The sequence below is a fragment of the Polaromonas sp. P1_A2 genome (assembly GCF_056406895.1).
This window is the reverse complement of the sequence record NZ_JBFTZI010000003.1, coordinates 561,669-583,063: the sequence shown is the minus strand read 5'-3', so window position 1 is coordinate 583,063 and position 21,395 is coordinate 561,669. Positions and strand designations below refer to the sequence as shown.

15 protein-coding genes are annotated in these 21,395 nt (G+C 65.7%); 14 read left to right on the top strand and 1 reads right to left on the bottom strand.

Going from position 1 to position 21,395, the window contains the following annotated elements:
- Nucleotides 1-89 precede the first annotated feature (89 nt).
- Nucleotides 90-1,799, top strand: a complete 1,710-nt coding sequence (locus tag AC1D09_RS14740) for a sensor domain-containing diguanylate cyclase (protein ID WP_477701115.1) — start codon at nucleotides 90-92, stop codon at nucleotides 1,797-1,799.
- Between the two features lie 33 nt (nucleotides 1,800-1,832).
- On the opposite strand, the gene metG is transcribed toward AC1D09_RS14740, so the two are convergent.
- A complete protein-coding gene (gene metG / locus AC1D09_RS14735; protein WP_477701114.1) occupies nucleotides 1,833-3,911 on the bottom strand; it encodes a methionine--tRNA ligase in 2,079 nt (692 codons plus the stop codon).
- 444 nt (nucleotides 3,912-4,355) lie between these two features.
- On the opposite strand from metG, the gene apbC reads away from it, so the two are divergent.
- From apbC to AC1D09_RS14670, 13 genes are all read left to right on the top strand, one after another.
- Entirely contained in the window at nucleotides 4,356-5,447 is a 1,092-nt protein-coding gene (apbC, locus tag AC1D09_RS14730) for an iron-sulfur cluster carrier protein ApbC (protein ID WP_074578002.1), read from the top strand.
- A gap of 22 nt (nucleotides 5,448-5,469) precedes the next feature.
- Entirely contained in the window at nucleotides 5,470-6,411 is a 942-nt protein-coding gene (locus AC1D09_RS14725) for a LysR family transcriptional regulator (RefSeq protein WP_477661151.1), read from the top strand.
- A 252-nt stretch (nucleotides 6,412-6,663) separates the two neighbouring features.
- Complete coding sequence (locus AC1D09_RS14720) at nucleotides 6,664-8,292, top strand: OFA family MFS transporter (RefSeq protein WP_477701113.1); 1,629 nt, start codon at nucleotides 6,664-6,666, stop codon at nucleotides 8,290-8,292.
- Between the two features lie 86 nt (nucleotides 8,293-8,378).
- Nucleotides 8,379-10,193: an NADH-ubiquinone oxidoreductase-F iron-sulfur binding region domain-containing protein gene (locus AC1D09_RS14715; protein ID WP_477661153.1), complete on the top strand. Its 1,815-nt coding sequence runs from the start codon at nucleotides 8,379-8,381 to the stop codon at nucleotides 10,191-10,193.
- Nucleotides 10,190-13,063 carry a formate dehydrogenase subunit alpha gene (gene fdhF / locus AC1D09_RS14710; protein WP_477661154.1) on the top strand — a complete coding sequence of 958 codons (2,874 nt, stop codon included), beginning with the start codon at nucleotides 10,190-10,192 and terminating at the stop codon, nucleotides 13,061-13,063. The genes AC1D09_RS14715 and fdhF overlap by 4 nt, the downstream gene beginning before the upstream one ends.
- 42 nt (nucleotides 13,064-13,105) lie before the next feature.
- Entirely contained in the window at nucleotides 13,106-13,696 is a 591-nt protein-coding gene (locus AC1D09_RS14705) for a DUF3305 domain-containing protein (protein ID WP_477661155.1), read from the top strand.
- Complete coding sequence (locus AC1D09_RS14700; RefSeq protein ID WP_477661156.1) at nucleotides 13,686-14,390, top strand: DUF3306 domain-containing protein; 705 nt, start codon at nucleotides 13,686-13,688, stop codon at nucleotides 14,388-14,390. The genes AC1D09_RS14705 and AC1D09_RS14700 overlap by 11 nt, the downstream gene beginning before the upstream one ends.
- The gene (locus tag AC1D09_RS14695) at nucleotides 14,317-16,458 is read left to right on the top strand and encodes a 4Fe-4S dicluster domain-containing protein (RefSeq protein ID WP_477661157.1); all 2,142 of its coding nucleotides are present in this window, start codon (nucleotides 14,317-14,319) and stop codon (nucleotides 16,456-16,458) included. Before AC1D09_RS14700 ends, AC1D09_RS14695 begins: the two co-directional genes overlap by 74 nt.
- A 22-nt stretch (nucleotides 16,459-16,480) precedes the next feature.
- Nucleotides 16,481-17,098, top strand: a complete 618-nt coding sequence (locus tag AC1D09_RS14690; RefSeq protein ID WP_477661158.1) for a TorD/DmsD family molecular chaperone — start codon at nucleotides 16,481-16,483, stop codon at nucleotides 17,096-17,098.
- A gap of 191 nt (nucleotides 17,099-17,289) precedes the next feature.
- Nucleotides 17,290-17,496, top strand: a complete 207-nt coding sequence (locus AC1D09_RS14685) for a formate dehydrogenase (protein ID WP_074578009.1) — start codon at nucleotides 17,290-17,292, stop codon at nucleotides 17,494-17,496.
- Between the two features lie 52 nt (nucleotides 17,497-17,548).
- The gene (locus AC1D09_RS14680) at nucleotides 17,549-20,515 is read left to right on the top strand and encodes a formate dehydrogenase subunit alpha (RefSeq protein ID WP_477661159.1); all 2,967 of its coding nucleotides are present in this window, start codon (nucleotides 17,549-17,551) and stop codon (nucleotides 20,513-20,515) included.
- A 9-nt stretch (nucleotides 20,516-20,524) separates the two neighbouring features.
- A complete protein-coding gene (gene fdh3B, locus AC1D09_RS14675; protein ID WP_007873612.1) occupies nucleotides 20,525-21,145 on the top strand; it encodes a formate dehydrogenase FDH3 subunit beta in 621 nt (206 codons plus the stop codon).
- A complete protein-coding gene (locus AC1D09_RS14670; RefSeq protein ID WP_477661160.1) occupies nucleotides 21,142-21,384 on the top strand; it encodes a hypothetical protein in 243 nt (80 codons plus the stop codon). The genes fdh3B and AC1D09_RS14670 overlap by 4 nt, the downstream gene beginning before the upstream one ends.
- The last annotated feature ends 11 nt before the right edge of the window (nucleotides 21,385-21,395 follow it).

Genomic DNA, 21,395 nt, shown 5'->3' with positions numbered 1-21,395 from the left:
TGCCCGGTTTTTTCGGTTTTTCGTGGATGCCCGGATGGCGCCTGCCGCGGCGGGCGGCCGCTTTGGCGGCGCTGTTGCTGGCACACGCCATGGCTGTGGCGCAAGAACTCCCTGCTTCCCCGGCGGGGGAGCTTTCCCCCGTCGAGAATTTCGCCGCAAGCCCTGCGGCCGTGGTGCCAGCCCCCTTCAAGGCCGGGCGCGGCGTGCTGGGCGAGGGCCAGGTGCTGGTCGACAGCGCGGGCACCCTCACTTTCGAGCAGGTACGCAGCAAGTTTGATGCCGGCGAAGGGCGTGCCGTGCAGCCCAGCGAGATCATGCCCACCGGGGGCGGGGCGGCACTGTGGTACCGCCTGGCCCTGCCGGCGGTCGCCGCGCCCACGCCGCTGATGCTCACCATTCCCCATCCCAATATGGACAGCGTGGACCTGTACCGCCCGGCGCCCGGCGGCCTGTGGCAAATGGAGCGCTCCGGCGACGCGGTACCTGTCGCGCAGTGGCCGGTACGCCACCTGACCCCGGCCTTCGAGCTCCTGCTGCAGCCCGGCGAAAGGCCCAGCTACCTGCGGGTGGCGCACAACTATCCCATCAGCGTGCCCTGGGAACTGTCCGACCCGGCCAGCTTTCATGAGCAGTCCAAGGAGTCGCATTTGCTGCTGGGCGTGTACATCGGGCTGGTCCTGCTGATCGCGCTGATGAGCACGCTGCACGCCGCGTCCGGGCGCGACAGCATCCATCTTTTTTTCGCCGGCTACGTGCTGGTGGTGGCCGCGGGCCAGCTGTCGCTGACCGGGCTGGCCGGTGAGTTTCTCTGGCCGGGCAACGCCTGGTGGAATGATTGCGCGCCGGTGGCCCTGACGCTGGCCACCGCCGCGCTGCTGCACCTGTTTTTGCGCCAGATGGTGGTCGACCGCGACGCGCCCTGGCTGTCGCGCGGCCTGCTGCTGATGACCGTGCTGGGCGCGGGCATCCTGACGGCTTTCCTGGTGATGGGCAACAAGTCTTCCTTCAACCTGGCCACCCCTTATTACCTGGGCAGCATGGCCGTCTACCTCAGCGTGGCCGGCTGGTATGTCTGGCGCCGGCCCATGGTCGGCCTGTGGGTGCTGGCCGCCATGGTCTGCCTGACGGTGGGTTCGATTTTCCCCATCCTGCGCACCCAGGCCATGCTGCCGCTGGGCACCGCCACGCAGTACGGCGCACAGATAGGCGCGGCCTTCGAGATCCTGCTGCTGCTTGTGGCCCTGTACCTGCGCAGCCGCGAAAAGCGCGACAACCAGGCCCGCGTCGGCGCCCTCACACGTGTCGACCCCTTGACCGGGCTGGGCAACCACCGCGTGCTGCTGCAGCGGCTGGACGCCCTGCTGGTGCGCCAGCGGCGCGACCCCGGTGCGGGTGCGGTGATGCGCGTGCGGCTGGGCAATGCCATCGACATCCGCCAGGACTACGGCATGGAAGCGGCGCAAAGCGCGGTGGTGCAGGCCGGGTCCTGCGTGGCCGGCGTGGCGAGCGACGGCGACACCGTCGCGCGCCACCGCGACGGCGATTTTTTGCTGATACTGCAGGGCCACCTCACGCGCGACGAGCTCACGCAGATCGCGCAGCGCCTGATCGCCCGGGGCCTGGCCGACAGCCCCAGCCTGCCGCCCGGCACCATGATGCAGTTCAGGATCGCCGTGGCCGAGGCGCCCTTCAACGCGCCCGATGCCGAGCAGCTGCTGCACGCCATGGGCCATGTGCTCAGGGAGCTGTCGGGCCGCTCCGGCACCGGCCTGCGTTTTATCAACGCGGCGGCCGGCTGAGGCCGGGTGGCGGCCAGGCCTGCCGTATGTGGCTCAGTGGATGCGCATGCCCGGCGTGGCGCCCGGCAGGGGTTCCAGCACATAAATGCCGGGCTGGGTTTTTTCATCGGCATGGCTGGCGGCCAGCACCATGCCCTCGCTGATGCCGAACTTCATTTTTCGCGGTGCCAGGTTGGCCACCAGCACCGTCAGCTTGCCGACCAGGTCCTCGGGTTTGTAGGCCGAGGCGATGCCGCTGAACACATTGCGCATGCGGCCCTCGCCGGCATCCAGCGTCAGGCGCAGCAGCTTGGTCGAGCCCTCCACCGCTTCGCAGCTGACGATCTTGGCAATGCGCAGATCGACCTTGGCGAAGTCGTCGATCGTGATGGCGGGGGCGATCGCCTCGCCGCCCGGCAGGTCCGCGGGCGCGGTCGGCGCGGTTTCGGCCTGGGGCGGCGGCTCGAACAGCGCCTCGAGCTGCTTGACGTCAACGCGCTGCATCAGGTGTTTGTAGTCGCCGATCACATGGCCCTTGCCCAGCATGGCACCGGCGTGCGTAAAGTTCAGCGCTTCCACTTTCAGGAAGTCCTCGACCTGCGCGGCCAGGGCGGGCAGCACGGGCTTCAAATAAATCGTCAGCAGGCGGAAGGCCTCGATGCAGACCGTGCAGACGTCCTGCAGGCGTGCGTCCATGCCGGCCTGCTTGGCGAGCTCCCAGGGCTTGTTCTGGTCCACATAGGCGTTGACGCGGTCCGTCAGCAGCATGGTTTCGCGCAAGGCCTTGGCGAATTCGCGGCTTTCATAGAGCGGCGCGATCACGTCCCTGGCCGCGCGCAGCGCCTCCAGCAGCGCCGCGCCGTCGGCCGATACCTCGCCGAGCTGGCCGGCAAAACGTTTGCTGATAAAGCCCGCGGCGCGGCTCGCGATATTGATGTACTTGCCCACCAGGTCGCTGTTGACGCGCGCCATGAAGTCGTCGGCGTTGAAGTCGATGTCCTCGTTGCGCGCATTGAGCTTGGCGGCCAGGTAGTAGCGCAGCCATTCGGGGTTCATGCCCAGGCTCAGGTACTTGAGCGGATCCAGGCCGGTGCCGCGGCTCTTGCTCATCTTCTCGCCGTTGTTCACCGTCAGGAAGCCGTGCACAAACACGTTGTCGGGCGTCTTGCGGCCGCTGAAGTGCAACATGGCCGGCCAGAACAGGGTGTGGAAGGTGACGATGTCCTTGCCGATGAAGTGGTACTGCTCCAGCCCGGGCGTGGCCATGTAGGCGTCGTAGTTCTCGCCGCGCTTTTCAAGCAGGTTTTTCAGCGAAGCCAGGTAGCCGACCGGCGCGTCCAGCCAGACATAAAAATACTTGCCCGGCGCATCGGGGATTTCAATGCCGAAGTAGGGCGCGTCTCTGGAGATGTCCCAGTCGCCCAGGCCTTCGCTCTTGGTGCCGTCGGCGTTCTCGCGCACCGAGAACCATTCCTTGACCTTGTTGGCCACCTCGGGCTGCAGCTTGCCGTCCTGCGTCCATTTTTCGAGGAACTCCACGCAGCGCGGGTCGGACAGCGTGAAGAAAAAATGCTCGGAGCTTTTGAGCACCGGCTTGGCGCCCGACAGGGCCGAGTAGGGGTTGATCAGGTCGGTGGGCGCATACACCGCGCCGCAGACCTCGCAGTTGTCGCCGTACTGGTCTTTCGAGTGGCAATTCGGGCATTCGCCCTTGATGAAGCGGTCTGGCAGGAACATGCTCTTCTCGGCGTCGAAGAACTGCTCAATCGTCTTGGTCGCGATCAGCCCGGCCTTTTTGAGGTCCAGGTAGATCTGCTGCGCGAGCTGGTGGTTTTCCGGGCCGTCGGTCGAATGCCAGTTGTCAAAGCTGATGTGAAAGCCGTCCAGGTAGGGCTTGCGGCCCGCGGCGATGTCGGCCACGAACTGCTGCGGTGTCTTGCCGGCCTTTTCGGCGGCGATCATGATGGGCGCGCCGTGGGCGTCGTCGGCGCCCACAAAATTCACCGCATGGCCCTGCATGCGCTGGAAACGCACCCAGATGTCGGCCTGGATGTATTCCATGATGTGGCCGATATGGAAATTGCCGTTGGCATAGGGCAGGGCGGTGGTGACAAACAGGCGGCGCTGGGACATAGGGATCTTTTTGGCTTAATGAGGGTAGAACCTGTGCACGGTCTAAACGGGGCCGCGCAAGCACCTTCTCGGGATGGGATGCAAGGCGCGGTGCGCTGCCCATAGCATAGCTATGGGTTAGCGCCGCAACGCCGCAGACCGCCCGAGAAGGCGCTTGCCCTCCGGGTTGGGGTGAAATCGGGCGATTGAGCCACCCGGTCTCTTGCATGGGCATTAGCCCATGCGGCACGCCCGGTCGGCCCACTCATCCCGATTGCACCCCAACGCGGCCCCGTTTAGACCGTGCACAGGTTCGAACCCGCGATTTTAAGTCGCCCGGGCTGAGGCTTGCCCCGCCAAGTCCCCATGACCCCAGTGGGCGCCGCCACAGCGTTAGACTTCAGCCCAACCCCCGCCGCCGCCAGAGCGCCGCCCCATTTGACAGATTCAACGGAGTATTTCCCCATGTCCCTGGACCAACAGGCCGTCCTGAACGCCGTGCAAGCCGTGCTGGATCCCAATACCGGCAAAGACTTTGTCAGCACCAAGGCCCTGAAAAACCTGCAGATCAGCGGCAGCGACGTGTCTTTCGACATTGAACTCGGCTACCCGGCCAAAAGCCAGGTCGCCGGCCTGCGCAAAAGCCTGATCGCCGCCGTCAAGGCCGTGCCCGGCGCCGGCAACGTCTCGGTCAATGTCGCGGTCAAGATCGCCAGCCATGCCGTGCAGCGCGGCGTGCAGCTGCTGCCCAACGTCAAAAACATCATCGCCGTCGCCTCCGGCAAGGGCGGCGTGGGCAAAAGCACCACGGCTGTCAACCTGGCCCTGGCCCTGGCGGCTGAAGGCGCCAGCGTGGGCCTGCTCGACGCCGACATCTACGGCCCCAGCCAGCCCATGATGATGGGCATAGAGGGCCGGCCTGAGAGCGTGGACGGCAAGAACATGGAGCCCATGGAGAACTACGGCATCCAGGTGATGTCCATAGGCTTCCTGGTGGCCCAGGACGAAGCCATGATCTGGCGCGGCCCCATGGCCACCCAGGCGCTGGAGCAGCTGCTGCGCCAGACCAACTGGAAAGACCTGGACTACCTGATCGTCGACATGCCGCCCGGTACCGGCGACATCCAGCTCACGCTGTCCCAGCGCGTGCCCATGACGGGCGCCGTCATCGTCACCACGCCGCAGGACATCGCGCTGCTGGACGCCAAAAAGGGCATCAAGATGTTCGAGAAGGTCGGCGTGCCCATCCTGGGCATTGTCGAAAACATGGCGGTGCACATCTGCAGCAACTGCGGCCATGCCGAGCACATCTTCGGCGAGGGCGGCGGCAAAAAAATGGCGGCCGACTACAAGATGGACTACCTGGGCGCGCTGCCGCTGGACATGCAGATACGCCTGCAGGCCGACAACGGCCGGCCCACCGTGGTGGCCGACCCGGACGGCGAGGTCGCAGGCATCTACAAGGCCGTGGCGCGCAAGATGGCCGTCACCGTGGCGGCCAAGTCCAAGGACTTCTCCGCCAAGTTCCCGACCATCACCATCAGCAAGAACACCTGAAACAGCCCAGGCGCGGCGCCCCATGAACCTGCTGGCATCCCTGCGTTACCTGGCCGCGCTCGACGAGCACAAACATTTCGGCCGCGCGGCCCAGGCCTGCCACATCACGCAGCCGGCGCTGTCCAATGCGCTGCGCGCGCTGGAGCGGGAGTTCGGCACCGTCATCGTGCGGCGCGGGCGCAACTTTGAAGGCTTCACGCCTGAAGGCGAGCGCGTGCTGCTCAGCGCCCAGCGCATGCTGCATGAGCGCGAGCTGCTGCAGCAGGAGCTCGACAGCGGCATCGGCAAACCGCAGGGCAGCCTGGCCATAGGGGCCGTGCCCACCGCCATGCCGGTGGCCGCGCGCTTTTGCGCGCTGCTGCAGGCGCGCTACCCGGGCATCTCGCCGACGGTGCGCTCCATGAGCTCCAACGAGCTGGAGGCCGGCCTGGAAAGCCTGGCGCTGGACATGGGCCTGGGCTACACCGACCGGCTGCGCGCCAACGGGCCCAGCCTGCGCCAGATCAAGCAGTACACCGAGCACTATTTTTTCGTACGCCGCGCCGCCAAGGCCAGCCAGGACGTCATGCAAATCGGCCCCAAGATCAGCTGGGCCGAAGCCGCGAAACACCCGCTGTGCCTGCTCACGCGCGACATGCACAACCGCACCATTGTCGACAAGGCCTTCCAGGAAGCCGGCGAGGCCTGCGAGCCCGTCATCCAGACCAACTCCATCCTCACGCTGGCGCTCTCGGTGGCCGAGGGCAATGTCTGCACCGTCATGCCAGGCGCGCTGGTCGGCGCGGTGCGCGGCTACCGCGAACTCGAAGCCCTGCCCCTGGTCAGCCCCGAGGTGCGCACCACCATAGGCTTTATGGCCCAGGGCGGCGACCCCTCGCGGACCCTGGAAGCCGCCCTGGCCCTGGCCCAGGACGCAGGCTGGCTGCGCCACGCAGCAGCCCATAGCGGCTTGCTGAGCGTCTAGCTCCACACCCCAGCGGAGTCCTTCCTAGACCAGCCGGGGCCGCGGAACCGGCTTTGCCGGGCCGCAGGCGCAGCACCCCCTTGGGGGGCAGCGTATTACACGAAGTGAAAAGCGTGGGGGCTCTATTGATTTAGTTTTTGAATCGATGCATGTCTCGATTCAATTTGACCGTGTTGCTGTGCGGCCGCGACACTTCGCGCACTCGTTCAGGGTGGGAAATACCAATAAGCCATAACACGGAGATAAGAAGACATGTCTGGATTCCTCGATAAAGAGCGCATCATTGCCGGCCCCGGCTTCAACCGCTGGCTGGTGCCTCCCGCCGCCCTGGCGATCCACCTGTGCATAGGCATGGCCTATGGTTTTTCGGTGTTCTGGCTGCCGTTGTCCAAGGCGCTGGGCATCAAGGAATCCATCAAGTGCGGCCCTGAGGTCGGCTTTATCGCCGAGCTGTTCACCACCAGCTGCGACTGGAAAATCTCCACCCTGGGCTGGATGTACACCCTGTTCTTTGTGCTGCTGGGTATTTCCGCGGCCACCTGGGGCGGCTGGCTGGAGCGTGCCGGCCCGCGCAAGGCCGGCGTGGTGTCGGCCGTCTGCTGGTGCGGCGGCATGTTGATCTCGGCACTGGGCATTTATTTGCACCAGTTCTGGTTGATGATCCTGGGCTCCGGCGTGATTGGCGGCATAGGCCTGGGCCTGGGCTATATCTCCCCGGTCTCCACGCTGATCAAATGGTTCCCGGACCGCCGCGGCATGGCCACCGGCATGGCCATCATGGGCTTTGGCGGCGGCGCGATGATTGGTTCGCCCCTCGCCGCCGACCTCATGAAATATTTCGCCTCGCCGACCAGCGTGGGTGTGATGCAGACCTTTGTGGTCATGGCCGTCGTGTACTTCGTCTTCATGATGGCCGGCGCCTTCGGCTACCGCGTGCCTGAAACTGGCTGGAAACCCGAAGGCTGGACGCCGCCGCCCGCCGCCACCAACACCATGATCACGCAGCGCCATGTGCACGTGAAAAAAGTCTGGGGCATTCCCCAGTTCTGGCTGATCTGGATGGTGCTGTGCATGAACGTGAGCGCCGGCATCGGCGTGATCGGCATGGCCTCGCCCATGCTGCAGGAAGTCTTTGGCGGCCACCTGATCGGCCTGAACCAGAAATTCGGCGAGCTCGACAAGGCCCAGCTGGCGGCCATCGCCACCGTGGCGGCCGGCTTTACCGCGCTGCTGAGCCTGTTCAACATCGGCGGCCGCTTCTTCTGGGCCAGCCTTTCCGACAAGCTGGGCCGCAAGCTGACCTATGTGGTCTTCTTCGTGCTGGGCGGCATTCTGTACGCCAGCATTCCGGGCAGCGCGGCAGCCGGCAGCATCGTGCTGTTTGTGGGAGCCGTCTGCGTCATCCTGAGCATGTACGGCGGCGGCTTTGCCACCGTGCCGGCTTACCTGGCCGACATCTTCGGCACCCAGATGGTGGGCGCCATCCACGGCCGCCTGCTGACGGCCTGGGCCACGGCGGGCATCCTGGGCCCGGTGGTGGTGAACTACATGCGCGAATACCAGCTCGGCCTTGGCATCCCCCGTGAACAGGTCTATAACCAGACCATGTACATCCTGGTGGGCATGCTGGTGGTGGGCCTGGTCTGCAACCTGCTGGTGCGCCCGCTGAACCCCAAGTGGTTCATGACCGACAGCGAGCTCGCGGAAGAAAAACGCCTGGCTCACGAAAAAGCCGCGGCCTCGGAGCTGCACCGCACCAATGGCGGCAACGGCGGCACGGTCAGCCCGGCCGTGGTGGTGCTGGCCTGGCTCGCGGTCGGCATCCCCCTGGCCTGGGGCATTTACCGCACGCTGCAAAGCGTGGCCAAGTTTTTCGCCTGATTCATTGTTGTTATTGATTCATTGACCTTTCCGTTTCAAGCCAAGCCGTTCCCGCGCCGTGCGCGGGGACGCCGGCCCAGCCACTCATGAACCATCCTGGTCGCAGTCCCGAAGTCAAGGCCGTTGCCGTCGCCACGGTTGACGAAATGCGCGAGCGCATACGCCGCAAGAGCAAACTCAAGGGGCGCCAGGCCGACGATGCATCGCTGGACGAGGTGCGCGCCCTGATAGGCGCTAGGCCCGAGGCGGGCCACAGGCGCGACCTGCTGATCGAGCACCTGCACGCGCTCAACGACGCGTACCGCTGCCTGCACGACAGGCACCTGGTGGCGCTGGCCAAGGAGATGAACATCCCCATGGCCGAGGTCTATGAGGTCGCGACTTTTTATCACCACTTTGAAGTGATTCGCGGCGACGGCAAAGCCCCCGGCCTCACGGTGCGGGTCTGCGACGGGCTGGCCTGCGAGCTGGCCGGCGCACAGGACTTGCTGGCGCGCTTGCCGGCGCTGCTGGGCGCGCAGGATGTGCGTGTGGTCGCCGCGCCCTGCATAGGGCGCTGCGAGCAGGCGCCCGCCGTCGCGGTGCACCAGCAGGCTGTGCCTTTTGCGACGGTGGAGGCCGTGGTCTCGGCGGTTGGAGAGGCATCGGCCTCGGCAGGTACGGCGCAGGCTGTAGCTCCTTTTGTCGCCGCCGATTTCGCGGAGCACAGCGTGACCGGTGCCGGCACGGGCGCCGTGCCGGCTTACACCGGCTATGCGCTGTACCGCGAACACGGCGGTTATGCGCTGGCTGCCGCGGTGGTCAACGGCGAGGAAGACGCCGAACGCATCATCAAGGCCATGGAAGACTCCGGCCTGCGCGGCCTGGGCGGCGCGGGTTTCCCGGCCGGCCGCAAATGGCGCATCGTGCGCGAACAGCCGGCGCCGCGCCTGATGGCCGTCAACATCGACGAAGGCGAGCCCGGCACCTTCAAGGACCGCACTTATCTTGAGCGCGACCCGCATCGCTTCCTCGAAGGCCTGCTCATCGCGGCCCAGGTGGTGGGCGTGGAAGCCTGCTACATCTACCTGCGCGACGAATACCACGACTGCCGCGCCATCCTGCAGACCGAACTCGACAAGCTGCGCGCCGATCCGCCCTGCGAGCTGCCGCTGATTGAGCTGCGGCGCGGTGCGGGCGCCTACATCTGCGGCGAAGAGTCGGCCATGATCGAAAGCATAGAAGGCAAACGCGGCGAGCCCCGCATGCGCCCGCCCTACATCGCGCAGGTGGGCCTCTTTGGCCGGCCCACGCTGGAGCACAACTTCGAGACGCTGTACTGGGTGCGCGACATCGTCGAAAAAGGCCCGCAGTGGTTCAGCGGCTTCGGCCGCAACGGCCGCAAGGGCCTGCGCAGCTTCAGCGTGAGCGGGCGTGTGAAGCATCCCGGCGTCAAGCTGGCGCCGGCCGGCATCACGGTGCGCGAACTGATAGCCGAATACTGCGGCGGCATGGCTGAGGGCCATGAGTTCTATGCCTATCTGCCGGGCGGCGCCTCGGGCGGGATTTTGCCGGCCGCTATGGGTGACATTCCGCTGGACTTCGACACCCTGCAGCCTTATGGCTGTTTCATCGGCTCGGCCGCCGTCATGGTGCTGGGCCACCAGGATCGCGCGCGCGACGCCGCCCTCAACATGATGAAGTTCTTTGAACACGAAAGCTGCGGCCAGTGCACGCCCTGCCGCGTCGGCACGGCCAAGGCCGCGCAGCTGATGCAGGCCGAGCACTGGGACGGCGACACGCTGGAAGACCTCAACATCGTGATGACCGACGCCTCCATCTGCGGCCTGGGCCAGGCTGCGCCCAACCCGGTGCGCAGCATCCAGAAATATTTCCCGCATGAGATCGGAGCCACAGCATGAACGCCCCCGCCAAACTCGCCGAGGTCATGCCGCAAACCGTCGAGTTCAAGCTCGACGGCAAGACCGTCCACGCTTACGAAGGCGAAACCATCTTCAAGACCGCCGCGCGCCACGGTGTGGACATTCCCCACCTTTGCTACAAGGACGGGCTGCGGCCCGACGGCAACTGCCGCGCCTGCGTGGTGGAGGTCAAGGGCGAGCGCACGCTGGCCCCCAGTTGCTGCCGCAGCGCCACGGCCGGCATGGAGGTGCAGGCGCACAGCGAACGCGCGCTCAAGAGCCAGAAGATGGTGCTGGAAATGCTGCTGTCGGACATGCCTGACGTCGGCTACAAGTGGAATGAAAAAGACGAGTCGCTGCAGCACGGCGAACTCAGCGAATGGGCGGGCCGCATGGCGGTGCAGGTGCGCCCGGCACTCAAGGCCCTGCGCCGCGAGCAGCCAAAGGCCGACGTCTCGCACCCCGCCATGGCGGTCAACCTCGATGCCTGCATCCAGTGCAACCGCTGCGTGCGCGCCTGCCGCGAAGAGCAGGTCAACGACGTGATCGGCTACGCCATGCGCGGCTCGCACAGCGAGATCGTGTTCGACCTGGACGACCCCATGGGCGACAGCACCTGCGTGGCCTGCGGCGAATGTGTGCAGGCCTGCCCCACGGGCGCGCTCATGCCCAAATCGCAGGTCGGCTCGCAAGTGGTCGACAAAAAGGTCGACTCGGTCTGCCCCTTCTGCGGCGTCGGCTGCCTGCTGACCTACAACGTCAAGGACAACAAGATCGTCAGCGTGGACGGGCGCGACGGCCCGGCCAACCATTCGCGCCTGTGCGTCAAGGGCCGCTTCGGTTTTGACTATGCGCACAGCCCGCAGCGCCTGACGGTGCCGCTGATACGCAAGGCCGGCGTGGGCAAAGACCCTGAGGCGCTGCAAAACCTCAACCGCGACAGCGCCGACTGGTCCGAGGTGTTCCGCGAGGCCACATGGGAAGAAGCGCTGGCGCTCTCCGCCGGCAGTCTCAAGGGCCTGCGCGACACGCACGGTAAAAAAGCCCTGGCCGGTTTCGGCTCGGCCAAGGGCAGCAATGAAGAGGCCTATTTGTTCCAGAAGCTGGTGCGCACCGGCTTTGGTTCCAACAATGTGGACCACTGCACACGCCTGTGCCATGCCTCCAGCGTCGCGGCCCTGCTTGAGGGCGTGGGCTCGGGCGCGGTCAGCAACCAGGTCAACGACGTGGAGCATTCGGACCTGATATTTGTGATCGGCTCCAACCCCACCGCCAACCATCCGGTGGCCGCCACCTGGATGAAGAACGCCGCCAAGAACGGCGCAAAAATCGTGCTGGCCGACCCGCGCGTCACCGACATCGGCAAGCACGCCTGGCGCACCTTGCAGTTCAAGGCCGACACCGACGTGGCCATGCTCAATGCACTGATCCACACCGTGATCGACGAAGGCCTGGCCGACCAGGACTTCATCAGCAAACGCGCCAGCAACTACGAAGCGCTCAAGGAAAACGTCAAGGGCTACAGCCCCGAGGCCATGGAGCCCATCTGCGGCATCCCGGCGCAAACCCTGCGTGAGGTGGCGCGCGAATTCGCCAAGGCCAAGGGTGCGATGATTTTGTGGGGCATGGGCATCAGCCAGCACGTGCACGGCACCGACAACGCGCGCTGCCTGATCGCGCTGGTCACGGTGACCGGCCAGATCGGCAAGCCCGGCTCAGGCCTGCACCCGCTGCGCGGCCAGAACAATGTGCAGGGCGCCAGCGACGCGGGCCTGATCCCCATGATGTTCCCCAACTACCAGCGCGTGGACAACGCCGGCGCGCATGCCTGGTTCGAGAAATTCTGGGACACCCCGCTGGACGAAAAGCCCGGCTACACCGTGGTCGAGATCATGCACAAGGCGCTCGCCCCCGACAGCGATCCGCACAAGATACGCGGCATGTACATCATGGGCGAGAACCCGGCCATGAGCGACCCCGACCTCAACCACGCGCGCCATGCGCTGGCCAGCCTGGAACACCTGGTGGTGCAGGACATCTTCATGACCGAAACCGCCTGGCTGGCCGACGTGGTGCTGCCGGCCACCGCCTGGCCCGAAAAAACCGGCACGGTCAGCAACACCGACCGCATGGTGCAGCTGGGCAAGCAGGCCATCACACCGCCCGGCGAGGCCAAACCCGACCTCTGGATCATCCAGCAGATCGCGCAGCGCATGGGCCTCAACTGGAACTATGCCGGCGAGCACTCGGGCGTGGCGGCCGTTTATGAGGAAATGCGCCAGGCCATGCACGCGGCGATCTCGGGCATCAGCTGGGAGCGCCTGCAGCGCGAGTCCAGCGTGACCTATCCCTGCCTCACCGAAGACGATCCCGGCGCGCCCACCGTCTTCATAGACCGCTTCGCCACCAATGACGGGCGCGTGCACCTGGTGCCCGCCGACATCATCCCGGCCAATGAACGGCCCGACGCGGACTTCCCCTTTGTGCTGATCACCGGGCGGCAGCTCGAGCATTGGCACACCGGCAGCATGACGCGGCGCGCCACGGTGCTCGATGCGATCGAACCCATGGCCACGGCCTCGCTGTGCGGCGACGACCTCGCGGAACTCGGGCTGCAGGCCGGCGACGTGATCACCGTGCAGTCGCGGCGCGGCCAGGTCGCCATCCATGTGCGGCGCGACGACGGCACGCCACACGGCGCGGTTTTCATCCCCTTTGCCTATTACGAGGCGGCCGCCAACCTGATGACCAATGCCGCGCTGGACCCCTTCGGCAAGATCCCGGAGTTCAAGTACTGCGCCGTCGCGATACGCCGCGGCGGCCAGGTGTCGGCCACCCAGGGCTATGGCGAAGGGGCAGGCGCGCGCTAGGGTCTTTCCTCCTCCGGCGGAAGCCCGCCGTACACTGCGGGCATGCCCGACTTCCAGCTGCGTTCCCCCGAAACAGACGCCGGCGTGCAGCGGCCCTGCACGGCGGCGGCCGTTGTCATGCGCCGCGAACACATCAACAACCGCTGGCAGCCCTGGCGCTGGGTGCTGGCCGACGTGGTGCCCCATGAAGACGGCTTTGGCGCCGCGCCGCGGCTGCTGCTCAAAGACGAGCGCGAGGAGCGCTGGCTGCACCCGGGCTTTGCGGTCGAGCTGTTCACCGACGACGCCGAAGGTTATTACCTCAACGCCAGCACCGCCCAGCCCTGCTTCTGGGTGCTGTGGCGCATGGAGGAAGAGGCCTTGCTGGCCGACGAGCCGGTTGCCGTGCCCCAGACCGTGACCCTGAGCTACCACGATGCCGGCCGCTGGCTGGACGCGCAGGAAACCGTGGAGCAGGTGCCCGCGCCGCCCGAGGTCGTGGCCTGGCTGCGCGAGTTCGTCGACAAACACCATGTGGCTGAGCCCAAGCGGCGGCAGCGCCCGCAAAGCTTCAAGTCCCTGACCGACCGCTTCGGCAACCCCGCCAGCGTGAGCACGGGCAAAAAAACCGGTGGGGGCGGCGATGGCGGATGAACCCACGGGCTTCCTGGGCCGCTGGGCGCGCCGCAAGGAAGAGGCGCGCCAGGGCAAGGTTCTGGACGAGCCGGCGGCGGCTCCTGTCCCCGGCTCGGCCGCACCCCTTGCGCCAGTGGCACCCACACAGGCGGAGCCGGTAGCGCAAGCGCCTTTGCCTGATGCCGCGCCGCCCAAAGCGCTGACACTGGACGACGCCAGGCTGCTGACCCGCGATTCCGACTTCAAGCCTTTTATGGCCGGCAATGTGAGCCCCGAGGTGCGCAACGCGGCCATGAAAAAACTCTTTGCCGACCCGCACTTCAATGTGATGGATGGGCTGGACACGTACATCGACGACTATTCCAAGTTCGAGCCGATTCCCGAGTCCATGCTGCGGCAGATGGCCAGCGCGAAGTTCCTCAAGCTGTTTGACGAAGAGGAAGAAAAGGAAAAGAACGAAGACAAGAAGGGCGCCGCGCAGGACGCCGCGGCCCCGCCACGGGAAAGCGCGAATAACCCCACGGATGAAACCGTGGCACAGTCCTCCTATGAAAACCCGGACATAGCTCCTCCCGAGCCGGCCGGGCCCGCACAGACCAGCCAAGCCGAGCCACCCGCGGCCGGTAGCCAACCAGACCATGCCCACACTGATTTGCGACTGCAACCAGACCATGCCGCTCCAGCCCCAGGCGCTGGGCGAGGCCCTCAATGAGAGCCTGACGCTGCATTCGGCGCTGTGCCGGCGCGAAGCCGGGGCTTTCCAGAAGGCCGTGCAATCGGGCGACGACGTGGTTGTGGCCTGCACCCAGGAAAAACGCCTGTTCGCCGAGGTCGGCGCGCAAACCCAGGGCGCGACATCGGTCGTCAAGTTCGTCAATATCCGCGAGACCGGCGGCTGGAGCAAGGACGCTTCCAGCGCCGGCCCCAAGATCGCGGCGCTGCTGGCCGCGGCCCAGCTGCCCGATGCCGAACCCGTGGCCACCGTGACATACAAGAGCGCCGGCCGACTGCTGATCGTCGGCTCGGTGGACCATGCCGAGCAGGTGGCCGCATTGCTGGCCGACACGCTGGAAGTCACGATTTTCGCGCAGGGTGTTTCCGCTGGCGCGCAGGCCGGCCTTCCTGGCAGTCTTCCCGCGCAGGAGCGCCAATACCCGGTGATCAGCGGCGAGCGGCTCGCGCTCAAGGGCTGGCTGGGCGCGTTTGAAGCGAGCTGGGATAAAACCAATCCCATAGACCTGGACCTGTGCACACGCTGCAATGCCTGTGTGGCCGTGTGCCCCGAAGGCGCCATAGACCTGAGCTACCAGGTCGACAGCGCCAAATGCACATCGCACCGCGACTGCACGGCCGTTTGCAAGGTGGCCGGCGCGATCGACTTCAACCGCGCGCCGCAAAGCCTGACCGAAGCCTTTGACCTGGTGCTGGACCTGGGCGCCAAACCGCTGTTCACGTTGCATGCACCGCCGCAAGGCTATTTCGCGCAGGACGCCTCCGCCGGCCTGGCCTCGCCCGGCCTGCCGGCCACCGTGCTCAAGCTGCGCGACATGGTGGGTGAATTTGAAAAGCCCAAGTTTTTTGCCTACAAACAAAAACTCTGCGCCCACAGCCGCAATGACACCGTGGGCTGCAATGCCTGCGTGGACATCTGTTCGGCCGGCGCCGTCAGCAGCGAGAAAAAGCGCCAGCAGATCGTCGTCAATCCCAACCTCTGCGTCGGCTGCGGCGCCTGCACCACGGTGTGCCCGACGGGGGCGCTCACTTACGCTTATCCGCGTGCGAGCGAGCAGGGTGTGCGCTTCAAGACCTTGCTGTCGGCCTATGCAAAAGCCGGTGGTACGCAGCCGGTCTTGCTGTTCCACAGCCAGGGCAGCGGCCAGCAGGCCGTCGAGGCCCTGGGCCGCGCCGCACGCCTGCAAAAAAACGTGCGCGGCGTGCCGGCCAATGTCATCCCGCAGGCGCTGTGGCACACGGCCAGCCTGGGCCTGGACCTCTGGCTCAGTGCCGTCGCCTTTGGCGCCTCGCAGGTCGCGGTGCTGGTGACAGATGAAGAAGCGCCGGCTTATCTCGAAGGACTCACGCAGCAGATGCGCGTGGCACAAGCGCTTTTAAATGGCCTGGGCTATGCGGGTGTTCACTTCCATTTGCTGCGCGCGCAAGCCGGCGACGTCGCCGGCCTGGACAACGGCCTGCAGGCCCTGGCCCGCAACCGGCCCGCCGTGCCCGCCGCCCCGGCGCGCTTTGCCGTCGCCCAGGAAAAGCGCAGCACGCTGGACATGGCGCTGGACCACCTGATCCAGCAGGCGCCCGCTGTGCCGCCCGAGGCGATTGCGCTGCCCGCCCAGGGCTCGCCCTTTGGCAGCCTGGTGGTCAATGCCGACAGCTGCACCCTGTGCCTGAGCTGCGTGAGCGCCTGCCCGGCCAGCGCGCTGCAGGACAACCCGGATCGCCCGCAGCTCAAGTTCATCGAGAAAAACTGCGTGCAGTGCGGCCTGTGCGCCACCACCTGCCCCGAGGACGCGATCACGCTGCAGCCGCGATTGCTGCTGGGCCCGCAGCGCAAGGAGGCCAGGGTGCTCAACGAAAGCCCGCCCTTCCACTGCATACGCTGCGCCAAGCCCTTCGGCACGCTCAAGGCCATAGAGTCCATGCTGGGCAAGCTGGCCGGCCATGCGATGTTCCAGGGCGCCGCGGCCGACCGCCTCAAGATGTGCGGCGACTGCCGCGTGATCGACCTGTATTCCGCCGAGAACGAAGTCAAGATCACCGACATCCGCTAGAACAAGACATAAGACGCCACGCATGACGCCAGCCTCCCTCACCGCCACCACCCTGGACGAAGAAACCGCGCGCGCCGAGGTCTACGGCCTGCTGGCCGCGCTGTACTACGCCGCGCCCTCGGCCGAGCTTTATGACAACCTGCGCGTCGCCGTGACGGCCGCGCCCGCCGAAGGCGCGCTGCTCGAAAGTTCCTGGGGTGAACTGGTGGCCGCGGCGCGTGCGCAAAGCCGGGAGGCTACCGCCCAGGAGCACGACGCGCTGTTCGGCGGCGTGGGCAAGCCCGAGCTGTACCTCTTTGGTTCTCATTACCTCAGCGGTTTCCTCAATGAAAAACCGCTGGCCGCCCTGCGCACCGAACTCGCGGCGCTGGGCCTGGCGCGCGACGAGGCCATGCCCGAGACCGAAGACCATGTGGCCTACCTTTGCGAAGTCATGCGCTACCTGATCGCCGGCGACGACGTGGCCGTGGCCAACCTCACGCGGCAGCGCGAGTTTTTCGCGCGCCACCTGCAGCCCTGGCTGCCGCTGATGTGCGAGGCCATCACGCAACACCCCAAGGCGCGCTTTTACGCGGCGCTGGCGGCCTTCACGCAGGTTTTCATGAGCGTCGAGGCACAAGGCTTCGACATGCTGGCCTGAAGGTGTGCCGCTCGCAGGGGCGAATGTTTTCTCAATATGAGACAGCCCGTGGCGGCGCGATCATAAGATAGCCTATCGTTTTCCCTAGCCCCCCGGATTGAGTCGGACAATCCATTGTGGCGCGGGGCCCTCTGACGTACAGTACTATGCAAACGGTTGCATACCGAGCAAGCCTTCCCCTGGAGAACACCATGCAGGACAGCCAGCCAAAACCCTCGCGACGGGGATTCTTTTTCGGTGCCGCCGCCACGGGCGCGGCCGCAGCGGCCGTCGTGGCCCTGCCTGGCGCGCCAGCCCTTCAAGCCGAGCTCCCGGCGCCCAAGCCGGCCCCTGAAAAAGGCGGCGGCTACAGCCTCTCGGAACACGTCCAGCGCTACTACAAGACCACCCGCGTCTAGCCCGTTCGACCGCCAGCGCCTCGCCCGGTTTCACTTTCCCACGGAGAGCTTCATGCTGCTCACGAAAAAAACTTCCGAAGTCCATCCCGCGCACCGCGCCTCCACGCGTTTTGTGCACAGTCTGTCGCGGGGCCTGTCCAACGCCCTGCCCACCATGGACCGCCGCGCCTTTTTGCGCCGCTCCGGCCTGGGTGTCGGCGTGGGCCTGGCCGCGACGCAGCTGAGCCTGGTCAAAAAAGCCGAGGCCGCCACGCCCGGCGCCACCGAGGCCGGCGGCAAGATAGAAGTCAAGCGCACGGTGTGCGGCCATTGCTCGGTCGGCTGCGCGGTCGATGCCGTGGTCGAAAACGGCGTCTGGGTGCGCCAGGAGCCGGTGTTCGACTCGCCCATCAACCTGGGCGCCCACTGCGCCAAGGGCGCCGCGCTGCGCGAGCACGGCCACGGCGAGTACCGCCTGCGCTACCCCATGAAGCTGGTGAACGGCAAGTACGAGCGCATCAGCTGGGACACGGCGCTGAACGAAATCAGCGCCAGGCTGCTCGAGCTGCGCAAGGAAAGCGGCCCCGACTCGGTCTACTGGGTGGGCTCGTCGAAGCACAACAACGAGCAGGCCTATTTGATGCGCAAGTTCGTGAGTTTCTGGGGCAGCAACAACTGCGACCACCAGGCCCGTATCTGCCACTCGACCACGGTGGCCGGCGTCGCCAACACCTGGGGCTACGGCGCCATGACCAATTCCTACAACGACATGCAGAACAGCAAGTGCGCGTTGTACATAGGCTCGAATGCGGCCGAGGCCCATCCGGTCAGCATGCTGCACATGCTGCACGCCAAGGAAACCGGCTGCAAGCTGATCGTGGTGGACCCGCGCTTCACGCGCACGGCCGCCAAAGCCGACGACTACGTGCGCATACGCTCGGGCTCGGACATTCCCTTTCTCTTCGGCGTGCTGTACCACATCTTCAAGAACGGCTGGGAAGACAAGAAGTACATCAACGACCGCGTCTACGGCATGGACAAGGTCAAGGCCGACGTGATGGCCAAGTGGACGCCCGACAAGGTGCTGGAAGCCTGCGGCGTGGACGAGGCCACCACGCTCAAGGTGGCCACCATGATGAGCCAGAACCGCCCCAGCACCATCGTCTGGTGCATGGGCCAGACCCAGCACACCATAGGCAACGCCATCGTGCGCGCCTCCTGCATCCTGCAGCTGGCGCTGGGCAATGTCGGCAAGTCCGGCGGCGGAACGAATATTTTCCGCGGCCACGACAACGTGCAGGGCGCGACCGACGTCGGCCCCAACCCCGACTCGCTGCCCGGCTATTACGGCCTGGCTGAGGGCTCGTGGAAGCATTTCGCCAAGATCTGGGGCGTGGACTTCGACTGGATCAAGGGCCGCTACGCCTCGGCCGCCATGATGGGCAAGCCCGGCATCACGGTGTCGCGCTGGATAGACGGCGTGCTCGAGAAAAACGAGCTGATAGACCAGGAGTCCAACCTGCGCGGCGTGTTTTTCTGGGGCCATGCGCCCAACTCGCAGACGCGCGGGCTCGAGATGAAGCGGGCCATGGACAAGCTGGACCTGCTGGTGGTGGTGGACCCGTACCCCTCGGCCACCGCGGCCATGGCCGCCATGCCCGGCAAGGCCGAAGACCAGAACCCCAAGCGCGCGGTCTACCTGCTGCCGGCCGCCACGCAGTTCGAGACCAGCGGCTCGGTGACCGCCTCCAACCGCTCGCTGCAATGGCGCGAGAAAGTCATAGAGCCGCTGTGGGAAAGCCGCAGCGACCACATGATCATGCACCAGTTCGCTGAAAAACTCGGCTTCGCCAAGGAGCTGTCCAAGAACTACAAGATGCAAAAGGTCAAGGGCATGGACGAGCCCGTGCCCGAGGACATCCTGCGCGAGATCAACAAGACCTGCTGGACCATAGGCTATACCGGCCAGAGCCCGGAGCGCCTGAAAGCGCACATGCGCAATATGCACCTGTTCGACGTCAAGACCCTCAAGTCCAAAGGCGGCAAGGACAAGGAGACCGGCTACGACACCACGGGCGACTATTTCGGCCTGCCCTGGCCGTGCTACGGCACCCCGGAGCTCAAGCACCCGGGCTCGCCCAATCTTTATGACACCTCCAAACACGTCATGGACGGCGGCGGCAACTTCCGCGCCAACTTCGGCGTCGAAAAAGACGGCGTCAACCTGCTGGCCGAAGACGGTTCGTGCTCCCTGGGCGCCGAGATCAACACAGGCTACCCCGAGTTCGACCACCTGCTGCTCAAAAAACTCGGCTGGTGGGACGACCTGACCGACGCCGAAAAAACCGCGGCCGAAGGCAAGAACTGGAAGACCGACTCTTCCGGCGGCATCATCCGCGTCACCATGAAGCTGCACGGCTGCCATGTGTTCGGCAACGCCAAGGCGCGCGCCGTGGTCTGGAACTTCCCCGACGCGATCCCGCAGCACCGCGAGCCGCTGTACGGCAACCGCGCCGACCTGCAGGCCAAGTACCCCACGCATGATGACAAGAAAGCCTTCTGGCGCATGCCCACGCTGTACAAGACCATCCAGCAGAAAAACATCGCCGACAAGGTGCACGAGAAATTCCCGCTGGTCATGACCTCGGGCCGGCTCGTCGAATACGAAGGCGGCGGCGAGGAAACCCGCTCCAACCCCTGGCTGGCCGAGCTGCAGCAGGAGATGTTCATCGAGATCAATCCCAAGGTGGCCGCCGAAAAAGGCATACGCAACGGCGAACGCGCCTGGGTCAGCACCCCCACGGGCGCGCGCCTGAACGTGCAGGCCATGGTGACCGAGCGCGTGGGCCCCGACACGGTGTTCATGCCCTTCCACTTCTCGGGCCGCTGGCAGGGCGCCGACATGCTGGCCTACTACCCCAACGGCGCGGCGCCCGTGGTGCGCGGCGAAGCTATCAACACGGCGACGACTTACGGTTACGACAGCGTCACGATGATGCAAGAGACAAAAACAACCGTCTGCAACGTCGAACGAGCATAAGGAATCACCATGGCACGCATGAAATTTGTCTGTGACGCCGAGCGCTGCATCGAATGCAACGGCTGCGTCACCGCCTGCAAGAACGAAAACGAGGTCCCCTGGGGCGTGAACCGCCGCCGCGTGGTGACGCTCAATGACGGTGTTCCCGGCGAAAAATCCATCTCGGTGGCCTGCATGCACTGCAGCGATGCGCCCTGCATGGCTGTCTGCCCGGTCAACTGCTTTTACCGCACCGACGAGGGCGTGGTGCTGCACGACAAGGACATCTGCATAGGCTGCGGCTACTGTTCCTATGCCTGCCCCTTCGGCGCGCCGCAGTTCCCGGCGGCGGGCACTTTTGGCGTGCGCGGCAAGATGGACAAGTGCACCTTCTGCGCCGGCGGCCCGGAAGTCAACGGCAGCCAGGCCGAGTTTGAGAAATACGGCCGCAACCGCCTGGCCGAAGGCAAGCTGCCGGCCTGCGCCGAAATGTGCTCGACCAAGGCCTTGCTGGCCGGCGATGGCGATGTGGTCGCCGACATCTTCCGCAACCGCGTGGTGCAGCGCGGCAAGGGCGCCGAGGTCTGGGGCTGGGGCACGGCCTATGGGTCCAAACAAGCGGGCCAGCCGCCCGCGGGAGCCAAATCATGAAGCGCCTCGCGATACTGGTTTGCGTCACGGCGGCTTTCACCGTCTTGAGCGCTTGCGGCGAAAAACCGCAAACCCTGGGTAGCGGCGCGCGAAGCGACACCGCGGCCTTCCAGGGCACCGACAATGCCTTCGCGGCGCCCGGCTGGACCAAGGGCGACAAGGCCAGCTGGGAGCAGGGCCTCAAGGCCCGGGCCCAGAACAGCCAGAACGAATACACCAAGACGGGCACGTCGAAATAGCGAGCGGAGGC